Annotated in this window: 20 protein-coding genes; 2 read left to right on the plus strand and 18 right to left on the minus strand. The window is 66.7% G+C overall.

Annotated elements, in window-relative coordinates:
- Window positions 1-40: 40 nt before the first annotated feature.
- Both VFP86_15180 and VFP86_15185 read left to right on the plus strand, forming a co-directional pair.
- On the plus strand, window positions 41-982 hold the full coding sequence (locus VFP86_15180) for a sugar ABC transporter permease (GenBank protein ID HET9000980.1): 942 nt from the start codon (window positions 41-43) through the stop codon (window positions 980-982).
- Window positions 979-1,845: a carbohydrate ABC transporter permease gene (locus VFP86_15185; GenBank protein ID HET9000981.1), complete on the plus strand. Its 867-nt coding sequence runs from the start codon at window positions 979-981 to the stop codon at window positions 1,843-1,845. Before VFP86_15180 ends, VFP86_15185 begins: the two co-directional genes overlap by 4 nt.
- On the opposite strand, the gene VFP86_15190 is transcribed toward VFP86_15185, so the two are convergent.
- The 18 genes from VFP86_15190 to VFP86_15275 form a co-directional block, all read right to left on the minus strand.
- Window positions 1,751-2,671 carry an NAD(P)-dependent oxidoreductase gene (locus VFP86_15190; GenBank protein ID HET9000982.1) on the minus strand — a complete coding sequence of 307 codons (921 nt, stop codon included), beginning with the start codon at window positions 2,669-2,671 and terminating at the stop codon, window positions 1,751-1,753. The two genes, VFP86_15185 and VFP86_15190, sit on opposite strands and share 95 nt — an antisense overlap.
- Window positions 2,668-3,849 (minus strand): amidohydrolase family protein, encoded by a 1,182-nt coding sequence (locus VFP86_15195; GenBank protein ID HET9000983.1) that lies wholly within the window; start codon window positions 3,847-3,849, stop codon window positions 2,668-2,670. The genes VFP86_15190 and VFP86_15195 overlap by 4 nt, the downstream gene beginning before the upstream one ends.
- 10 nt (window positions 3,850-3,859) lie before the next feature.
- The gene (locus VFP86_15200; GenBank protein HET9000984.1) at window positions 3,860-4,759 is read right to left on the minus strand and encodes a carbohydrate ABC transporter permease; all 900 of its coding nucleotides are present in this window, start codon (window positions 4,757-4,759) and stop codon (window positions 3,860-3,862) included.
- The gene (locus VFP86_15205; protein HET9000985.1) at window positions 4,756-5,685 is read right to left on the minus strand and encodes a sugar ABC transporter permease; all 930 of its coding nucleotides are present in this window, start codon (window positions 5,683-5,685) and stop codon (window positions 4,756-4,758) included. The genes VFP86_15200 and VFP86_15205 overlap by 4 nt, the downstream gene beginning before the upstream one ends.
- 90 nt (window positions 5,686-5,775) lie before the next feature.
- Complete coding sequence (locus VFP86_15210; GenBank protein HET9000986.1) at window positions 5,776-7,116, minus strand: extracellular solute-binding protein; 1,341 nt, start codon at window positions 7,114-7,116, stop codon at window positions 5,776-5,778.
- Window positions 7,117-7,248: 132 nt separating this feature from the next.
- On the minus strand, window positions 7,249-7,947 hold the full coding sequence (locus VFP86_15215) for a DUF2848 family protein (protein ID HET9000987.1): 699 nt from the start codon (window positions 7,945-7,947) through the stop codon (window positions 7,249-7,251).
- Between the two features lie 13 nt (window positions 7,948-7,960).
- Complete coding sequence (locus VFP86_15220; GenBank protein ID HET9000988.1) at window positions 7,961-9,214, minus strand: MFS transporter; 1,254 nt, start codon at window positions 9,212-9,214, stop codon at window positions 7,961-7,963.
- Window positions 9,211-10,020 carry an ABC transporter ATP-binding protein gene (locus VFP86_15225; GenBank protein HET9000989.1) on the minus strand — a complete coding sequence of 270 codons (810 nt, stop codon included), beginning with the start codon at window positions 10,018-10,020 and terminating at the stop codon, window positions 9,211-9,213. Before VFP86_15225 ends, VFP86_15220 begins: the two co-directional genes overlap by 4 nt.
- The gene (locus tag VFP86_15230) at window positions 10,017-13,181 is read right to left on the minus strand and encodes an efflux RND transporter permease subunit (protein HET9000990.1); all 3,165 of its coding nucleotides are present in this window, start codon (window positions 13,179-13,181) and stop codon (window positions 10,017-10,019) included. Before VFP86_15230 ends, VFP86_15225 begins: the two co-directional genes overlap by 4 nt.
- A 9-nt stretch (window positions 13,182-13,190) precedes the next feature.
- Window positions 13,191-14,588: an efflux RND transporter periplasmic adaptor subunit gene (locus tag VFP86_15235; GenBank protein ID HET9000991.1), complete on the minus strand. Its 1,398-nt coding sequence runs from the start codon at window positions 14,586-14,588 to the stop codon at window positions 13,191-13,193.
- Window positions 14,588-15,049: a MerR family transcriptional regulator gene (locus VFP86_15240; GenBank protein HET9000992.1), complete on the minus strand. Its 462-nt coding sequence runs from the start codon at window positions 15,047-15,049 to the stop codon at window positions 14,588-14,590. The genes VFP86_15235 and VFP86_15240 overlap by 1 nt, the downstream gene beginning before the upstream one ends.
- Window positions 15,050-15,146: 97 nt before the next feature.
- Window positions 15,147-15,500, minus strand: coding sequence for a hypothetical protein (locus tag VFP86_15245; GenBank protein HET9000993.1), 354 nt, complete (start codon window positions 15,498-15,500; stop codon window positions 15,147-15,149).
- Window positions 15,501-15,510: 10 nt separating this feature from the next.
- Complete coding sequence (locus tag VFP86_15250) at window positions 15,511-16,053, minus strand: LLM class F420-dependent oxidoreductase (GenBank protein ID HET9000994.1); 543 nt, start codon at window positions 16,051-16,053, stop codon at window positions 15,511-15,513.
- Complete coding sequence (locus VFP86_15255; GenBank protein ID HET9000995.1) at window positions 16,050-17,339, minus strand: PP2C family protein-serine/threonine phosphatase; 1,290 nt, start codon at window positions 17,337-17,339, stop codon at window positions 16,050-16,052. The genes VFP86_15250 and VFP86_15255 overlap by 4 nt, the downstream gene beginning before the upstream one ends.
- A 229-nt stretch (window positions 17,340-17,568) precedes the next feature.
- Window positions 17,569-18,012, minus strand: a complete 444-nt coding sequence (locus tag VFP86_15260) for a hypothetical protein (GenBank protein HET9000996.1) — start codon at window positions 18,010-18,012, stop codon at window positions 17,569-17,571.
- A 234-nt stretch (window positions 18,013-18,246) separates the two neighbouring features.
- Entirely contained in the window at window positions 18,247-19,065 is an 819-nt protein-coding gene (locus VFP86_15265; protein ID HET9000997.1) for a carbohydrate ABC transporter permease, read from the minus strand.
- Window positions 19,062-19,940 carry a sugar ABC transporter permease gene (locus VFP86_15270; protein HET9000998.1) on the minus strand — a complete coding sequence of 293 codons (879 nt, stop codon included), beginning with the start codon at window positions 19,938-19,940 and terminating at the stop codon, window positions 19,062-19,064. Before VFP86_15270 ends, VFP86_15265 begins: the two co-directional genes overlap by 4 nt.
- 32 nt (window positions 19,941-19,972) lie before the next feature.
- Window positions 19,973-20,318, minus strand: a 346-nt coding sequence (locus VFP86_15275; protein HET9000999.1) for a carbohydrate ABC transporter permease, incomplete at its 5' end; no start/stop codon positions are given.

Here is a 20,318-nt window from a genome sequence, read left to right on the forward strand (position 1 = left end):
GCGTAGGGAATCCCGCGGGCCCCGTGGAAGGGGTCCGCGTATGGCCCAGATGGTCGCGGCGCCCTCCGGCGCGAAGAACGGGCAGGTGTTTGGGAGGGGAGAGTTGGCGCGCCGGCGACACGACGTCGTCGTCGCGTACCTGTTGCTCGCCCCTGCGGTGTTGCTCGTCCTCGGCGTTCTCGCGTATCCTCTCGGCTGGCTGGTCGAGATCAGCCTGACCAACTCGTCGGTCCTGGACACGAGCACCAAGCTTGTATGGCTCGGCAACTACGCGGGATTCCTTCGCGACGCGGAGTTCTGGCGGGCGTCCGCCAACACGCTCGGGTACCTCGCGATCACGGCCATCCTCAAGATGGCGGTGGGCGTGGGCATCGCGCTCCTGCTCGCACGTCCGTTTCCGGGGAGGCCGCTCGTGTTCGTCGCCACATTCCTGCCGTGGGCGTACCCAGGCGGCCTCGGCGCGGTCGGCTGGTACTGGTTCCTGATCCCCCCCCTCCACTCCTCGTATTCTGTCTTCATGGGGGATCTGCACCTGTTCTTCGACAGCCGGCTGGGGGAGGGAACCTGGGGGTTCATCAGCCTGATCGCGTTCAACGTCTGGCGCGGCGGGTCGTTCGTCGGGATCTTCCTGCTTGCCGCGCTCAACGGGATCCCAGAAGATCTCTTCGACTATGCCACCACCGAAGTCAAGAACGCCTGGCGGAAGTTCTGGATGGTTACGGTGCCGCTGCTGCGGCCGTTCCTGGCGCTGGCGACGTTCCTCTCATTGACCGGGGCGGCCGTCGATCTGGGGAACGTCTATTATATATCCGGGTTCCGCAACGTGTATCCGATCGTCTGGACGCAGGCGTTCCACCTCGCGCTGTTCGGGGGACAGTGGGGGCGGGCGGCGGCGCTGTCGCTCATCCTCATGCCCGTGCTGACCCTCATCCTCTTCATCTGTTACCGCGTATTCGAGCCGCTCGAGGAGGACGTCGCGTGAGGACGACCCGGCGCTTTCGCCGGCTCGTCCAGGGCGTCCTGCTCGTCCTTCTGGCCGCATACAGCATCTTTCCCATCTACATGGTCACGGTCGAGTCGCTCAAGACCGTCGACGAAGATGTCTTCGGCAGCCCCTTCTATGTCCGCCATCCTTCTTTGGAGTGGTACCAAAATCTCTTTGAAGAACACGAGTGGATGACCCACGCCAGAATCGTCACGCGCACGGTCCCGTTCCTGGTCTGGTCCAGGAACACCGCGATCGTCTTCAGCGCAGCGCTCGCGGTCATCCTGCTCAGCAGCCTGATGGCCGGGTACGCCCTCGGCCGCCTACGCCCGCCGGCGTGGCGAGGGTGGCGCCGGGTGCTGTTGGCGACGTTCCTCATCCCCCAGACGATCCTGTTTCTCCCGCTCTATAAGGTGGTGTTCCACCTCCACCTCGACGACAATCTCCTGGCGTTGGTGCTGACGTATCCGATGCTGGCGATCCCCTTCTGCGCGTGGCTGTTCTCCGTCTACTTCCAGAAGCTCAGCCCGGACATCGAGGAATCCGCGTACATCGAGGGAGCCGGCCGGTTCACCGCGTTCTTGCGCATCGTCCTCCCGATGAGCTGGCCCGTGGTCGTCGCCGCCGGGCTCTTTGCCCTCGGGGTGATCAGCAGCGACTTCATGTTTGCCGGTGTGTTCCTCCCCAACCAGTGGCATCAGACGATCGCGGCCGGGATGGCGACGATGGACGTGAGCCTCGAAGACCTCTCCGTGGTCTCCGGGATCAGCCTCGGCGGGCTCCCCGTCCTCCTGATCGCCGCGCTCTTCGCCGGCTCGTACGTGCGCGGGTTGACGGCGGCGATGATCGAAGGCGCCTGACGCCGCCGAGGCTGCGGGTGAGCTCTTGGATCATCCGCGCGCTCAAGGGGACGAGGCGGGCAGGGAGGCCGAGGTCCCGCGCGAGAGCGAGCGCGAGAGCGGTATCCTTCACGAGGATGTCGAGGGAGGATCCGGGGCGGTAATCGCGGAGCCAGGCGGCGACCGTGGGCCAGTTCTCGACGACCCACGTCGTCCCGGTGCACGTCCGCAGCACCTCCCACAGCCGCTCGGCCGGAACACCCTGCGCGGCGGCGAGGTCCGCGACCTCGCGCGCCGCCAGCAGGCTCGTGGTCAAGAGCACCTGGTTCGCCATTTTCACGGCGGTCCCGGCGCCGACATCGCCGACGTGCTCGATCTGCGACCCCATCGCGCCCAGCACGGGCCGCGCCGTCGCGAGGTCCTGGATCGAGCCGCCGACGATGATGGTGAGGGTGCCTGCCTCGGCGCGGGCCCGCCCGCCGCTGACGGGGGCGTCGAGGAACGCGAGGCCACGTTCCCGCGCGGCGGCGCCGAGCCGCCGCATCGACGCGACCCCGATCGTGCTCATCACAATCACGATCACGTCCGCCCGCGCTTCCTCAAGCACGCCGCCCGGGCCCAACACGACCTGCTCCGCCTGGGCGGGAGTCCGCACCATGACCACGATCGCATCCTGACCGCGCGACGCGGCGCCGACGGATCCGACTCGCCGGCCCCCCACGGTCTCCAGGGCCTCGACCGCGGCCGCGCGGATGTCGTACCCCGTCACCTCAAATCCGCGGGCCGCGAGGTTCGCGGCCATGGGCAAGCCCATCTCGCCGAGCCCGATCACGCCGACCGTCTTCATGCGGGCGCTCCCTGCGGCTCGAGATAGACGATCCGGCCACGACTCACGACCAGGCGCACCCGGCGCAGCGCGGCGATGTCTTCGACCGGATCCCCCTCCACCGCGATCACGTCGGCGACCTTGCCCACTTCGACCGTGCCGAGCGAGGAGGCCAGGCCGAGGGCCGCCGCCGGCCACGCCGTTGCCGCCTGGATCGCGCGCATGGGAGACTCCCCGAGCCTCACGAGCCAGGCCAGCTCGTCCGCGAGGCACCCATGGAGCGCGTCCGTGCCGACGACGTATCGCATCCGCCGCGCGATCACCTTTCGCGTCGTCTCCAGCGCACGGTCGGCCAGCCGCCGGAGCCGTGCGTCGGTCTCGGGGTTACGCTCGAAGGCGTGCGCCCGCGGTCCGCAGAGCACGCCGGTGGTGAGCGTGATCAGCGTCCCGTAGCGCTGGACCAGGTCGAGGTCCGCGTCGGTCAGAAACCATCCGTGTTCGATGACGTCCAGTCCGCCGCCGATGGCGGCGGCGACCCCGGGTCCGCCGAGAAGGTGGGCCGCGACAGGGCGGCCGGCTTCGTGCGCCTGTCTGACGGCGGGGGCGACGTGAGCCTCCCCGTAATAGCATGTCGTCGGGTCGACCGAAGGGTTGCCCACGCCATCGGAGACGAAGAGCTTGACGAAGTCAACGCCGGCCTCGAGGTTGTCGCGCGCGGCCCGCTCGATCTCCTCGGGGTCGTCGGTCAGCACGGAGGCGACCGCCCCGCCGGAACATCGAGGCGATCGAATGGCGCGCCCCGCGGCGACCAACCGGGGACCGACGATCGCTCCTTCCTCGACGGCGCGCCGGACCGCGAGATCGATTCCATGGAGATCCCCGCACATCCGGACGCCCGTCACGCCGGCCCGGAGATCTTCGAGGATCCGGCTCACCCCGTTCGCCACGTACTCGCCCGCCGGCACCCGGACCTGCGCGGAGAGCTGGCCTCGGCGTGTGTCCAGGCCGAGGTGCGAGTGAAAATCCCACAGGCCGGGGAGCAGGCTGCAGCCGGGAAGAGACAGGACGAGCGGGTCAGGCGACGGTCCCAGGCGGCCGTCGACCCCGGTGACGCGGTCGCCCTCGATATCCACGCGCCCGGGACGGTGCGGTTGGTCTCCCGCCCCGTCGATCAGCCGGTCCGCCTCGATCCGGATCACCGGACGCCGATCACTTCACCGCAGCGCTCGTGATTCCTGAGATGAACTGGTCCAGGAATAGACTGTAGAGCACGGCCACCGGCACCCCGATCAGCAGGGCACCCGCCATGAGCGATCCCCAAAAGTACACATCCCCCCGGATCAGGTCGGTGGCGACCCCCAGGGGGACGGGTTTTTGATCGCCCACCGACACGAACACGAGCGCGTACAGGAAATCCTGCATCGTCAAGGTAAACGTGAAGATCACCGCGGTGAGGATCCCCGCCCAGCTCACGGGAATCACGGTCCGGACGAGGGCCGCGAAGCGGCTGCAGCCGTCCACCCTGGCGGCTTCCTCGATCTCGGGCGGCACCGTCTTGAAGAATCCGCTCAGGAGCCAGGTGCAGAACGGGATCGTAAACGTCGGGTAGACGAGCACGAGCCCCCATTTGCTGTCGAGGAGATGGGTCAACCCGAGGATACGAGAGAGCGGAATAAACAGGAGGATCGAGGGGATCAAGTACCCGAGGAAGATCGCGATCCCCATGTTCTCCGCGCCGGGGAGGCGGAGCCGCGCCAGCGCGTAGCCGGCCGGGATCGCGGTCAGCAACGTGATCACCGACACCCAGAACGCGATCACAATCGTGTTGTAGAACCAGTGTCCGTATTGGGTATCGTGAAACAGGTAGGTGAAATGATGAAACGTCGGCTTTTGAATAAACCAGAACGGTGAGGCAAGGGGGTTGACCAGGTCGGCGTCCGTCTTGAACGCGGTCACGGTCATCCAAATGATGGGGAACACCGCGATGATGATGAACGGCAGCAACCCCGCATAGACCAGCACATGCTTGCGGAGCTCCCGCGCCTGCGTGCGCCGCACGGCGGCGGCGACTATGGACGGTTCGCGGCGCAGGGTCTCGACGCCGCTCACAGCGCCTCACGCCTCCGGAGCGTCCGCAGCAGGAAAAACACGATGGGGAGCAGGATCGGGAACAGCACCAGGGAGATGGCCGCGCCGCGGCCCAACGCACCCGCTTGGATGCCGATCTCGAACGCGCGCGTGGGAAGGATCTCCGTGGAGTTCATCGGCCCCCCCATCGTCAGCAGGTAGATGATGCTGAGGTCCGAGAGCGTGAAGACCGTATCGAAGAGCAGGCCGACGAAGAGGATGGGGGCAATGATCGGCACGACGATGTAATGCCACCGTAGGAAGAAGTTCGCCCCGTCCACTTTTGCGGAGTCGAGGAGTTCCATGGGGACCGAGGACAGCCCGGCCATCAAGACGATCGCGCCAAACGGAACTCCGCGCCAGACGTTGACCGAAATCACCGCCGACATCGCCAACCCGGGCTCCCCAAGCCAGTTCGGCCACCCGCTCATGAGGTGGAGGTGGTTCGCGACCCAGTTGATCGTGCTGAACTGCGGGTCGAACGCCCACTTCCAGGCGAGAGCGGTGATGACGACGGGCAGCGTCCAGGGAAGGACGACGAGCGACCGAATCAGCCGTCTCCCCCGGACCTCCTGTGTCAGGAGGACGCCCAGAATTCCCCCGAGGAGGGCTTTCGCGATCCCGGCGATGACCGTGAACATCACCGTGTTGCGTAGGGCTTGACGGAACGTGGGGTCTTGAAAGATCGCAATGAAGTTCTGGAACCCCACGAACCGGGCGACCTGGTTCCCCACGGACGCGTCGCTGAGGCTGAGGTAGAGGGAGAAGAAGAACGGCACCCCAACGAGGACGACCATGTAAATGATGGCGGGCGCCAGCATGGTATAGCCAAACGTGAGGCGTTCGCGGTTGAACCCGCCCCGCCTCACGTACACTCGAGACCCGGCCGTCAATTCGACGTTCGCCACCCCGGCGTCCGCTTTACCCTCTCGTAGGGGCTTGTCCGCCGGTCTGCCACACGATCCCGCGGCGAGACCGGCGGGCCGTTGCGTCTCGGTTTACTTGTACTTGGCGTAGATGCCCTTGATCTGACCCAACCCCCACTTGATCGAGCCCTCCAGGCTGTCCCCGTGACAATATCTCGCCAGCATGTCGGGAAGGACAAATGTCGCGAGGACTTCCGCCGCAGGCGCCGCCGCGGGGCCCGGATACCCGAAGACCAGCCCCACCTTGTCCCAGTCCTGCATCAGATCGAGCTTGGGCAGATGCTTCTCGATGCCCGGCATCGGCTTCTTGTACCACGACTTCAGGTACGGCATGTTATAGCCCTTGCTGGCCTCCAGCGAGAACTTGACGTCGCCGCCATACTGCTCGAGGAATGCCTTCGCCCCCGCCTGGTTCTTCGAGAAGTTCCAGACGGAGAGGACCGTGACGTCGACGACGGCCGCGCTCCGCGCCGGCCCCTTCGGCTCCGAGCCGGGGACGGCGGCGTTGATCGAGTTGAACAACGTGGGGTTGCTGTCCTCGACCGAAAAGAGAGACGAGAGCGCGTCGTGGATGTAGAGGGCCACCCCGGAGTCTAGATACCGGTTGTCGGAGACGTTGTCCCAGGAGAACACCTCCGAGGTCATGCCCTCCGACCACAGGGCCTTGCTGAACTGCATCGCGTCGCGGAGGGCCTTTGAGTCCCAGGCGACTTCCTTGCCGGACGGGTCGGTCTCATGCACCCCGAACGCATAGAACACCGCCCGCCAGTTGTGGTTGGCGTCGTTGCAGTGGGAGATGGCAAACCCGGTCGGATGGCCTTTGGACTTCCCGATCCGCGCGGCGGTACGCATGTTGTCCCAGGTGCTTGGAGACGGCAGATTGTATTCCTTCCACAGGTCCCCCCGCCACATCACCGGGATCGGAATATAGAACTCTGGCACCCCGTACCAATGCCCGTTGACCACGGAGAGGTTGGGTGCCATCGGGAGCCAGCCGCCGCCGGCCTTGCCGAGCTTCTCGCAGATGTCCGAGACGTCCACCATGTGCTTGTAGTACAAGGTCGTCTGGATCTGCCCGTTCATCTGGAAGATATCGTGCCCCGCGCCCGCGGCGAGCTCGGAGGCGATGCGGGCCGGGAGGTCGTCGATGCTGATGTGGTCGACACGGACCTCGACCCCGTTGTCCTTTCCCCACTGGACGGCATACTGATCGAAGGCTTTGTCGTACGCGGGCACGAAGTGGCTCCACGTCAAGATCCGCAGCGCCGTGCCCTTGATCTGCGCGGGGGCCACTCCGACGTCCCACGGCGCCACCCGCCCGAGCGCCGCCGCGGCGACCCCGGTCCCTGCTGCCGTGAGGAATTGACGCCGGTTGAGCTTCTTGCGTGGGCGTACTTCGAGAGCGCGGTCCATTCGCGAATCCCTCCCCCGGCTCCCAAATGGGAGCCACAGTTCTCCGGTGGCTAGCGCAGCCCCTCGCGAGAATGTACGTAGATACGATGTCGGTCGTTCCCGTCCCTCCCACGGCGGGGGACCCCGATTCTATCACGGCGTTTGGGCCAGCGGGTTCTCTACAAGCGACGCGTCGTACTCGTGTACAATGGATCGGCCCAACCTGGCGTCTTCGAGGCTCATCCGGAAACCGTCGCCGTAGGTGAGGGCGCCGGCGAGCGTGGGGATGGTTCCCGAAAACAGCACCACGGCGGCGCGCTCGGTGAGCCTGCCCGCCAGCCGATCCAGCCAATACGAGGGGGCCAGCAGCGCACCGATCGGCCCTTCCTGGTACCGCTGCCAGACCCCGCCCGAGCGGACCCAGGCCCGGAGCACCAGATCGTCCACGTGGCCGGCGACGTCCGCGTACGCCCAGGCCGTACGGGCCATTACGTTGGGACAGATCTGCTTGCTGAGCGCGATGGAGGTAGCCTCCACCTTCCGGTCCGTGTGGTCGCTCCCAACGGTCAGCGCGACGCGGTGCTGGGTCGCGACCAGCACGTACTCCACCTCGCCGGAACTCTGCGGGGAGTAGATCTCGATCCTATCCCCCTGCGTCAGCATCGCCTGAGCCACGGGGAAGACGATGGGGACCGTGTCGGGCGCCGGCACGCCAAGCCCGCGCATCTCCTCCACGTGCGCGGCCACCGCCTCGAGGTCGCGCCCCGCCCATCCGGCGTTCAACACCGACCCGATGCTAGGCGTCCACCGCCACACCCCGCCGGCACCGGACATCTCGAGCTCGAGAGGCATCAGCCTCCCAGCCTCATCCGAGCACCACCGCTGGGGCCGGGAACCGCCCCAGCACGCTGCGCGCCACCCACGTTCCCCCGAGACCCACCCCACCAGCCACGAGCAGACCGACGGGAAGGCCCCATCCCCCGATAATCCCGCCCATCATCAGCGCTCCAAACGGGGCTAGGCCGTTAAAGACCAGGGCGTAGAGGCTCATGACGCGCCCCCTCAGCGCATCGGGCGTCTCCAGTTGGACCGTGCTGTTTGCCGTGGCGGTAAATAGCACCATCCCCATCCCCGCGAAAAACAGCTCGGGGGCGGCCACGCCGGGGCGGCCCACCTGGCTGAGCGCGATCAACCCCCCGCAGAGCAGCAGGGCGCCCCAGAGGAGGTACGCAGGTCGCGGGCCGCGCGCGCTCGTGCCGGCCACGAGCAACGAACCGATCAGCGCCCCGGAGCCCTGCGCGGCCATGAGGAACCCGAACCCACTCGGGCCGAGGTGGAGCTGGGTGCGGGCGAGCACCGGAACGAACACGTTGAAGTTCATCGCAAACAGGCTCAGCACGCCCAGTGTCAGCAGCACTCTCAGGATCGCCGGCGTCGACCGGACGAAGCCTACTCCTTCAGCGATATGCATCAGCAATCCGGTTCCGGGCACGACCCGGACCGCCGGCACGACGACCCGCATCGCGGCGAGCGCGGCGAGGACGGCGAGGAAGCTGGCGGCGTTCGCCAGAAATGCCACCCCGACCCCCCACGCGGCGATCGTCAAGCCGGCGAGCCCCGGCCCGATCAGCCGCGCGCCGTTGAACACCGAGGAGTTGAGCGCGATGGCGCCCGTGAGATCTTCCGTCCCACCCACCATCTCCACGACGAACGCCTGCCGCGCCGGGACGTCGAAGGCGTTCACCGTTCCGAGGAGCGCGGCCAATACCGCGACGTGCCAGTACCGGACGTGGCCGGTGGTGGTGAGCAGTCCGAGCGCCAGCGCCAGCAGGAGGAACAGTGCCTGGGTGCACATGATCAGCGTGCGCTTGGGCACGCGATCCACGATGACCCCCGCGGGGAGCGAGAACAGCAGCACCGGGAACCATTGGAGCGCGTTGATGACGCCCAGAAGGAAGGGCGAGTGGGTGATCGTCAGGACGAGCCACGCCTGCCCCACGGTCTGCATCCAGCTGCCGATCAACGAGATCCCCTGGCCCGTGAAGAAGAGGCGGAGGTTGCGATGCCGCAGCGGCGCGAGCACCGCCAGGCGGCCACGATCCGCCGGAAATCGGGTCACTCCGCCCAGAGTCCCAGCCGCTGCGCGCCGGTGACCAGTGTCCGAGTGTAGGGGTGCTGGGGCGCCGCAAAGAGCTGCCGTGTCTCGGCCGATTCCACGATCCGGCCCGCGCGCATCACATGCACCAGGTCGCAGGTCTGCGCGACGACGCCGAGATCATGCGTAATCAGGAACAGCGACATCCCGAGATCCCGCTTCAACCGGGCCAGGAGGTCCAGGATCTGCGCCTGCACGGTCACGTCGAGGGCGGCCGTGGGCTCGTCGGCGATTAGCAATTCCGGCCCCGGACCGATCGCGGCGGCGATGAGGACCCGCTGCCGCTGGCCCCCCGAGAGTTCGTGCGGATAGCGCTTGAGCAGCGATGGATCCAGCCCCACGAGCTTGAGGGCCTCGGCGGCCCGCTCGCGCGCCCCCCGGCGGCCGAGGTGGGCCACGATCCCCTCCATGACCTGGTCGCCCACGGACATCACCGGATCGAGGGCGGAGGTGGGTTCCTGGAAGATGATTGCGATGCGGCGGCCCCGGTACGCCTGCATCGCGCGCTCGGACAGCGGGACGAGGTCGGTCCCGTTCAACAGGATCCTACCGGCGGTGATGCGCGAGGGCACAGGAAAGAGCTTTAGGACGGCTGAGGCCGTCATCGACTTGCCCGCCCCGGACCCGCCGACCAGGGCCACCGCCGCACCGGCCGGGACGTGCAGGGATACGTCTTCCAGCACCCGGATGTCGCCGCTCGTCTTGGGAATGACGACCGAGAGCCCCTCGATCCGCAGCTCCCCCCGCGGCGTCACGGTCGGGTTCGTCATGATGTCTTATGGGATCGGCGCGGGAACCGCTCCTCGAAGATGACGTAGAGGGTCGGGATCAAGAGCAGGGTCAGGCCCGTCGAGACGGTCAATCCGCCGATCACCGCGCGCGCGAGCGGCATATTGGTCTCGGCGCCCTCGCCGAGCCCCACCGCCATCGGGATCATGGCGAGGATCGTCGCCAGCGCGGTCATGAGGATGGGCCGCAGCCGGATCCGGCCCGCCTTGAGCACCGCCTCGCGAACACCCAGGCCCCGGTCCTGGAGTTTGTTCGAGTAGTCCACGAGCAGGATGCCGTTCGACACGACAACGCCGACCATCGTGATCACGCCCATAAAGGAGATGATCGACAGGGTCGTGTGCGTCAGGAGGAGCATCCAGATGACGCCGATGATGCCGAGCGGCACGGTGAACATGATCACGAACGGGTCCACGAGCGACTGGAACTGCGACGCCATGATCATGTAGACCAGCATGAGGGCGAGCCCCATCGCGAACCCGAGGCTGCCGAAGGCGTTCTGCTGCTGCTCGGTCTGCCCGGCCATGTGGTACGTAAACCCCTGTGGAAACGCCAGCCGGTCCAGCCGGGTGGCGATTTCCTGCGAGACCCCGCCGAGGGGCCGGTCGACGACGTTTGCCGTGATATCGATCACCCGCTGCTCGTTCTTCCGGGCGATCTGGAGGGGCTGGCTGCCCAGCGAGATCTTGGCGACGTCGCGCACCCGAATCGGGACCATGGGACCTGCCGCTGGGGCGGTTCCCGGCCCCGGGTCGGCCAGGCTCGCCAGCGGAATGTTGCCCAGATCCTCGGTGTGGGTCCGGTATTGGTCCATCAGCCGGACGACGATGTCGTACTCGTTCCCCGAGACCGGGTCGATGAACTGGCTGGCCGTGCCCACGTTTCCGGAGATCGCCATATCGATCGCGTTGGCGACGGTGGTCGAGGACAAGCCGAGCGTGGCGGCCTTCTCACTGTTCAGTGCGACGGTGAAGGCGGGGTACTGGCCTCGCGGCGTGATCTGGACGTCGGCGCTGCCGGGCGTGGCGGAGACGATCCCGGCGATCTCCTGGGCGAACTGCGCGCCCACCTGCTGATCATACCCCAGGAGCTGAATGTCGATCGGAGCCGCCGACCCGAAGTTGACGACCCGATTCTGGAGCCCGCCGGTCCGCACGAACAATTGAACGCCCGGGAACTTGCCTTGAATCGCTCGGCGAACGGAGCTCGCGAGGTCGTCTGTGGACCGGTGGCGCTGCGTCGGCGGCACCAACCGGACCTGGACGCTCGCCTGGTTCGTGCCGGCGTTCCCGCCGAATCCGCCGCCCTTCGAGGGAAACCCGGAGTTCGTGTAAATGGTGACGATGTCGCGAGAGGGGATGGTCTGGCGGATGACCCCCGCCACCTGCTCGGCGAGACCGGCGGTCAACTGCACGGACGTCCCTTGGGGAGCCTCGACGTTGATCTGGAACTGGCTCTCGTCGGTCACCGGGAAAAACTCCGTCCCGATCCCCCGGGCGGCGAAGAGGGAGATGATCAGGACCCCGCCGATCGCGGTCAGGACCACCGCGCGATGCCGGAGCGTCCAGCCGAGGGCGCGCTGATACCCGTCATCGAGGGCGTCCATCAACCCCTCGCTCCAGCGGTTGAACCGGGCCACGACTCCGTTGCCCTCGATGTTCGCGATGCCCGCGCGCAGCAGTTTGGTGCTCAGCACCGGGTCGATCGTCATGGACACCACGTAGGACGCGCCCAGCGCGAAGATGATGGTGAGCGCCATGGGCACAAAGAGCCGCTGGGCGATCCCGCTCAGAAACACCACGGGGAAGAACACCGCGATCGTCGACGCGGTGGAGGCCAAGACGGGGAGCCCGACCTCCTGCGTGGCCGTGATCACCGCGTCGAGCACGTTGCGTCCGGGAACCGCAAGGTGGCGGGTGATGTTCTCCCGCACCACGATCGCGTCGTCCACCAACCGGCCCATCGCCAGCGTGAGCCCGCCGAGCGTGAAGACGTTCAGGGTTTGGCCGGTAAAATAGAGCAGCAACAGCGCGCTCGACACCGAGAGCGGGATGCCGAGGCCGACGATGAACAGGCTCCAGAAGCTCCGCAGAAACACGAGGACAACGGCGAACGTGAGCAGCGCCCCGATGATCGCCTCGTGTCCGAGGGTGTTGATCGCGGCCCGAATGTACCGGGATTGATCGAAGCCCAGCGACAGCGTCACGCCGGGCGGCATGCCCGTGAGACGGGGCAGGGCGGCCCGAATCGCGTTGACCGTCTGAATCGTGTTGGCGTCCGGCTGGCGGTTGACAAACAGGACCACACCGGGCTTGCCGTCGACGCGGACGATCTGGGTCTGGTCGGCCGCGGCGTCCGCCACCTGCGCGATGTCCCGAATGTGCACCGGCACGCCGGCGCGTGTGGTCACGACGACGTCTCGAATCGCCGGGACGCTCTGGAGCAGTGAGGGCACGTTCAGCTGATAGTCGATGCGGTTGTTGCGGAGGCTGCCAGAGGGAATGAGCGCGTTGTACTTGACGATCGCGTTCTGCACATCCGGCAGCGTCAGGCCCGCCGCGTTCAGCTTGTTGGGATCCACGGCGACGCTGAACTGCCGGATCAAGCCCCCGTTGACGTTGGCCTGGGAGACCCCCGGCAGCCGTTCGAGTTGTGGCTCAATGACGTTGTAGCCGAGATCGTACAACTGCCGGGCGTCGAGCCCTCCCCCGCCCACGACCACCTGCACGACCGGGATGTTGGAGATGTCGAACTTGGATACGAAGGGCTGGCTGACCCCCACCGGCAGAGTTCGCATAACCCGCTGGACATTCTGGATCAGCTCGACCTCGGAGTTGTTGAGGTCCGTCCCCCAGTTGAAGTATACGTCGATGTCGCTGAGGCCCTGACGCGTGGTCGAGAGGACCTGCTGCACCCCGGCCACTCGGGTCACGGCTTGCTCGAGCGGGTAGGTGACGGTGCGTTCGACCGCTTCTGGGCTGGCCCCGGAGTAGTTCGTGATCACCGTCATGACCGGGATCGTGATCTTCGGGAACAGGTCCGTGGGCAGGCGGGCGAGTGCGATCTGGCTCAGCACCACCACGGCGATGCTCACCATCAGGATGAAAACCGGGTTCCGTGTCGCGCCGCGCGTCAGAAACATTGGTGGCTTCTAGAGCCCCCCCACCGGAACCGGTCGGACCGGCTGGCCTTCGCGGACGAGATCGATGCCCCGGGCGATGATCTGATCATCCTCCGTGAGCCCGGCGGTTATCTCCACGACCTCTCCCGTGGCCCTGCCTATGGTCACCGGATGCCGGTTCACTTTGCCGTCCTTGACCACCCACACAAAGTGCTGGTCGCCGACAGAGACGAGCGCGCCGAGCGGCACGACCAGGACGTCCTTATCCGCCCCCACCGACAAGCGGGCGGTGGCGTACATCCCGGGACGGAGCAGATGTCCGGGGTTGGCGATGTCGATCTCGACCTGAACGGTCCGGGTCGCCTGGTCGGCCCCGCCGGCGATCCTCGTGACCTTTCCTTCAAATGTCCGGCCGGGATAGGCGTCGACGGTGATCGACACCGGGGCGCCCCGCTGAATCGCGGCGATTTGCACCTCGGTGACGTTCACGGTCACATCGGTTTGATCGAGGTCGGCGATCGTCACGATCGGCGTCGATGTCCCCGGCGTCACGTACGCTCCCGCGTCGAGGCTCCGGCTCACGACGATGCCACTAAAGGGCGCGGTGATCGTCGCGTTGGCCACGCTCAGCCGGGCATTGTGCAGGGCGGCTTGCTGGCTGGCCGCCTGGGACCGCTGGGTCTGGACCTGCGTCTGTGCCGAGGCTTCCTGCTGCCGCGCGGCGGCAATCTGGGCGTCGGCCTGGGCGATCTGGGCCTCCGCCACATTCACCTGCGCCGCCGAGGCGTCCAGGGTCGCGAGCGCAGATTGCACCTGCGCGGTCATGTCGTCGAGGGTCTGCTGTGCGGCCGCCCCCTGCTTCACCAGTGTGGCCATCCGTTGGTGGGTCGCCTCAGCATCCTTCAACTGCGCGGCCGCCTTCGCGACTCCGGCTTGGGCATTCGCCATCTGGGCTACCGCATTTTGCCGCCCGGCGATCGCGTTGAGCAATTGCGCGTGGGCGGTGGCGACCGCAACCTTGGCCGTGAGGATACCGTTCTGCGCGGCCAGCGCCGTGGCTTCCGCCTGAGCGACCTGGGCGTCGAGTTGAGCGTGGTCGACGATGGCGACGACCTGGCCGGCGCGCACGGGGTCACCCGGCCGAACGGTCACCACTTCGAGATAGCCCGCGGTCTTTGAATAGAGGACGGCGCTCCTGAGCGAGGCGATGTTCGCCGTCAGCGAAAGCGTGACCGGAATCGTGACGCGCTTCGGATGGGCCACACCCACCAGCGGAGGCGGCACCGCGCGGCCCTTGGACGTGCCCGTCGATGGAGGATCGGCGCTGGCCGGTTTCCCGACCGGAGCCGGGGCGGTGAACCGGCCGAGCAGCAATCCAAAGCCCAGCGCCACCACCACCGCGGGGATCCACACCCACGATTTCGGCATTATGAATGCCCCCCGATCCCCTCGGGGACCCGCGGCGGGCTCGGGTGCGCGGACAGGCGCCGGAGGTCGCGAACCTGGCGCTCGAGTTGCCGCTGCAGCCGCCCCAGTTGCGTCACCTTTTGGCGGACCGACTGTAGCTGATCCTCGGTCACCCGTAGCGCACTCTCGACGGCCTTGCTGCGGCGGGCGGGATCCGACGTCGTCTCCGCCGCCGCCAGGTAGTGGGCACGCGCCTCATCGGCGTCCAGCATCCGCTTGATCTCGCTCAGGGACAGGCCGAGCAGCTGCTTCAGGTTCTTAATCCGCTCGATCCGCTCGAGGTCGGCGGCCGAGTAGAGCCGCTGGCCTCCGTTCAGCCGCTCGCTGGGTACCAGCAGCCCAATCTCATCGTAATAGTGGAGCGCCCGCTGGGTGAGCCCGGTACGGTGGCAGACTTCCCCGATCTGGTACAGCGTGGACATATGGTTCCTCGCTCCGCATCCGGCCCAGGCCCGGGCCGAGTACTTCGATTTTAGAAGCACCTTACGTGGATGTCAACATCCTTCCGGGCACGTAAGGTCACGCACCCGATACCCCCGCATCGACCAGCACCTGGTGGACGCGGCGGATCGCTTCGAGATGGGCCCGCGGGGAATCGAGGCCGGCCCGCATCGTGTTGACGCTGAGGTGACTCCCACCGATCTCGCGCCACGCGGCGGCCGCGTTCGCCCACTCCGGCGCGCCGTCCGCGAAGTTGATCCGGCGCTCGAGCCCCACCGTCGCCGGATCACGCCCGGCGTCACGCGCGTAATCCCGCAGACGGCCAACCATGGCTGCGTACCCGCCCGGAGCCTGGGGAAGCCGCGAGGTCGGCGTCCGAAGGGCCCCCCCGGCCATCCATCCATCGGCCAGGCGCGCGATCCGCCGCAGCACCGTATCGCTCTCACCCCCCCATCCAGATGGGGATTGGGCGCTGCACGGGCAGCGGGTTTATTCCGGCCTGGACGATCCGATGCCAGCGTCCGTGAAACGTCACAACGTCCTGGGTCCACAGGGCCCGCAGCACCGCCACCTGCTCTTCGATGCGCGCTCCCCGCGTACGAAAATCCTCCCCCACCGCCTCGAACTCCGCCTCGTTCCACCCCACGCCCACGCCAAGCCTGAGGCGCCCGCCGCTCAGCAGATCCACCTCAGCCGCCTGTTTGGCGACCACCGCCGTCTGCCGCTGGGGCAGCACGAGGATGCCGCTGACCAGTTCGAGGCGGTGGGTGATGGCCGCCAGGTACCCAAACAGCACGAACGGCTCGTGGAACATGTCGCGATGCGTATATCCAATCCATCCCTCGGCGCGTGGGACAACCCCGAGGACGTGATCGTAGGCGACGAGATACTGGTACCCGGTTTCTTCAGCCGCTCGGGCGAAATCGGCCACCACACGCGGATCTGCGCCGATTTCGGTCTGGGGGAAGATGACACCGACTCTCATCCGGCCACCGCTTCGACGCGATGTCCGGGGCCGATGGAAACAGCCAGCATCGACGCATCCACGCGTGGAGGGACGCCACCGAGTACGCGTCGACAGATCGCCTCGGCGGGATTCGAAGACCTTTGGCGCAGTTCCGTCTCGATCGCGGCCCGAAGGTCGACCGAGCCCTCGCGCCGCCCCTCGTCGCACGCGACGAGGCCCGCAGTGTAGAGCACCAGGAGGGACGGGTTCGGCAACGATGCGACGCGGGCCGGACGGAGGTCCGAGCTGCGCACGCCCAGCGGCCATCCCCCTCCCGAAAGCACCTCGACGCGACCGCCGGGCGTCCCGAGCATTGGCGGCGGATGGCCGGCGATCGAGTAGGCAAAGGTCAGCGTTGACGGATCGAGCAGACCGAACACCACGGTCGCGGTTCCGGCCGTCTCAGAAGACAGCTGGACAACACGGCTGGTGCGCGTGAGCACCGAGAACGGCGAGTGCCCTTCAAACACCAGCGTCCGAATGGCCGCGCGCACCTGGCTCATCATGACGGCCGCGCGCCACCCACGGCCGGGGACGGCTCCCACCGCCAAAGCCACCCGCCCCTCTGGGAGACGGAACGCATCGTACCATGTCCTCCCCTCTCTCCGTTCGCCCGAACCGTGGAGATGCACGGCACTCAACACCACGCGTTCATGCTGCGGGAGATCGCGGGGCAGCAGGGCCAGAGCAAAAGCCTCCGCGGCCCTCTGCTCGAAGTCCGGATCCGGGGTCAGGTCGGCGTCGCGGCGAACCAGCTCGTGCCGGACCTCTGCGAGCTCCTCACGCAAACGGCGCACCTCGGTGTCGAGGTCCGGGTCCACCGTGGGTGCGGACTTGGCCTGCAGGACGAGCGCCCGCACGTCCGATCGTATCCCCCGGATCGCGTCGTCACCAGAGTCGAGCAGCTCCTCACAGAGGAGGCCGAGCGCGGGTCCGGATGGCGCGCCCACGATGAGGATCCCGCTCGACGTCGTGGTGCCGGCGAAGTGCATGCGCATCACTCGCTCCGGCCCCATCACGTTCATCCACCAGTCGAAGGCGACCCCGTGGGTGCTGATCGCGCCGAGAAACCTCCGGGCCTTGTCCGTACTTTCCCCATCGATGAGCGCCACGAAAGACGGCCTGAGTTCGATCCGTGCGTAGAGCCCGAGATCGTCGCAGAGGACATGACGAATGATGGTCTGCGCGTCGCAGAGCACGGCAAATCCGGCCCGCCCTTCCTCCGGCGTCTCCCCAATGTTTGTCGTCTCCCGGATTGTGGTCACGAGGGCGACGTTCGGCGGAAACGTCTCCTCCCTCCTGCCGCGAGCATGCCGGCCAAAGATAGGTGGGAATAGTCTGGCGGGTTGAACCCACCGGTGGGGTGAGGAGGTGTGACCTTCTCCCCGCCGGTGCGTCTCGTGCGATACAGACGGAGTTACCCGATCAGCGTGCTCTCGCCGATCACGATGGTAAATGATCGTCCATTCTTATCGTGGAGCCGGCTTCACCTCGTTACCACTTGCCCAGTGCGGGTGTGGCAACGAACCACTTCCCGGCCCGCCCGTTGCCGTTTGCCTCGCCCGGGGCTTTGTCGCCGGTAAACGTGTAGAGCAAATGTCCGTTAAACGTGATCTGCATGCCATGGACTGTGTGGACGGCCCCGACGCTGCCAAAGAGAATCCTGGGGTCTTTCGTGGGGGCCTTGCCAATGAGCGGCAGCCAGGTCTTTGCGCACTCACCGGTGCACTTGCTCCGGGTCGGGGTATCCGCCGAGAAGTAGTACAGGGTCAATCCCTGGCTATTCGCCAGCACCGTCCCACTGTTGGAGTCCTTGTCAGTCACTTTGTGCACACCGACAGTATACTCCGCGCCCTGCACCCGGGGGCTGAGCCCTCCGAACACACCGACGGCCACGGCGATGCTGGCGACGATAGCCGCTAGTACTGAGATACGCACGACCTGTCCCCCCCCTTGACCGAGTGGGCACCGAGAGGAAGATCGACGCCCCGTCAAGCTCCCTCGCACCAGGGAATAACGGATGCGAATACGGCGTGGTTCTCCCGGTTCCCCGCATCCCGATCTCCCAGGGCCTGCTTTGCTCTGCGAGGCTTTCAATCCTTCTTTGGAACAAGGCGGGGCCTGGGGAGGGAACTACCGGCGGGGCGAAAGGGGCGCGGGTTCTCGGCCCGCCTACTCGATGACGCCCGCCCCCAGCCCTTTCCCGTAGACGTCGGCGAACAGGGCACATATGAAAGCCACCGGCCCCACGCCGAGAAGGATTTCCGCGAACGTGGGGCCGGGATCGTCGATGTCGAGCAGGTTGCTCCCCACGTCGGCCATGAGCGTCATGTTCGCGTGGTTCGAGACGAGCGTGAACGTGTAGAGGTAGTCGTTGAAGACGACGGCCACGCCGAACAGGGCCACGGCGGCCACGGCCGGCCACGAGAGCGGCAGGACCACGTCCCACAGCACGCGGAGCGCGCCTGCACCCTCGGCCCGGGCATGGTCGAACAGATCCGTGGGCAGCCGGTGGAAGTAGACCCAGAGCACCCAGGTCCCAAAGGGGATGACGAGCGTCGGATAGACAACAATCAGCGCCGGCATGCCTCCATACAGATGGAGCCGGGATAGCATCACCGCCAGTGGGATGAAGAGCACTCCCTGGGGAAGGAGGTAGCTGGCGAACAGCGCGAGCGCGATCGCGTTGGAGAAGCGCAAGCGGTAGTAGGCGAGGCCCAGGGCGGCGAGCACGCTCGCGGCCAGGCTGATGGCGATCGTCGCCAGGGTTACCATCGCCGTGTTGAGAATGAGCCGCCCGAAGTCGGGATCCCGGAGCACCTGCGCGTAATTGTCCAGGGTAAACTGAGCGCCCGGCCACCAAGGATTGCCGCTGATCAGCTGGGATTTGCCGCCCTTCAAAGAGGCGACCAGCATCCAGTAGAGCGGGGCGAGCGAAAAGACCAGCATGATCCCGAGGAATCCACCCACCGCCACCCGGCGAGCGCTCACGGCCGCACCGCCGTCCTCAGCAGATAGACAAGCATGAGGAGGTAAGCGGGCAGGAGCGAGAAGGCCACGGCGCCGCCCACCCCCACGTCGCCGTCGCGGAGGGCGACCATGAAGGCCATGTGCGGGATCGTCTGCGTGTGGTTGGCGGGACCGCCATTGGTCAAGACATGGACGATGGCGAAATCGCCGAACGACCCCATGATGGAGATCGCCGCTCCCAACACAAGCGCGGGCTGCAGGAGGGGAAGGACGATGTGAAGGAAGCGCTGGCTGCTGGTGGTGCCGTCCACCCGAGCAGAGTCGATCACCTCGGTCCCGATCGAGCGAAGGCCGGCCAGCAAGAGGACGGTGAACAGACCGGTCTCGTGCCAGACGTTCACCGTGATCAGGCTCGCCATCGGCAGGGGACCGAAGCTGCCCAGCCAGTTGACCCCGTTCGGAAGCAGCTTGGACTGCATCAGGATGTAGTTGAGCGCGCCGTGGACGTTGCTGAAGAGATAGTACCAGGCCATGGTCCCCATGGTCATGGGGAAGACCAGGGGCAGGAACAGCAAGGCGTAGACCAGGCGGCGCCCGGGAAAGTGACGCGCGACGGCCAGGGCGACCCCGATCCCCAGAATCGCCTTGATGACGATGCTCGCCACGGTATACACGAACGTGTTGAGCAGGGCGTCGTGGTATGTCGGCTGGTGGAGGAGATAAGCGTAGTTGGCGAGCCCGACGAAATGGCCAAGCTGACCGACCTGAGCGTCGCTCAGGCTGTACCAGGCCTCGAGTGCGAGCGGAAAGACGATCGCCCCCGCCACGATGAGGAGCGCGGGGGCCGGCAGGACGGCCCGGACGTAGAAGCCCTGTCGCCTAGCCCTTGCCAGCACCGGCGATCATTCCCGCCCCGAAGGGGGCTCGCTCAGCCCTTCACGGCACCGGCTGTCAACCCGGCCACGAAGCGATCGACGAAGAAGGAGTAGAGGAGCGCCACCGGGAGCGAGCCGAGCAGCGACGCCGCCATGAGCTCGCCCCAGAAGAAGTCGTCGCCGCGGACCAGCTCGCTGGTGACCCCGACGGAAATGGTCTTGGCGATGGTGTCGTTCATAAAAATCAACGAGTAGAGGAACTCATTCCAGGAGAGAGTGAACGCGAACACGCCGGCGGAGAGGATCCCCGGGAGGGCCAGGGGAATGACGATCCGCACCATCGTCTGAACTCGGGTCGCGCCGTCCACCAGCGCCGACTCCTCGAGCTCGCGCGGGATG

The organism is bacterium (assembly GCA_035703895.1).
Classification (GTDB): Bacteria; Sysuimicrobiota; Sysuimicrobiia; order Sysuimicrobiales; family Segetimicrobiaceae; genus Segetimicrobium.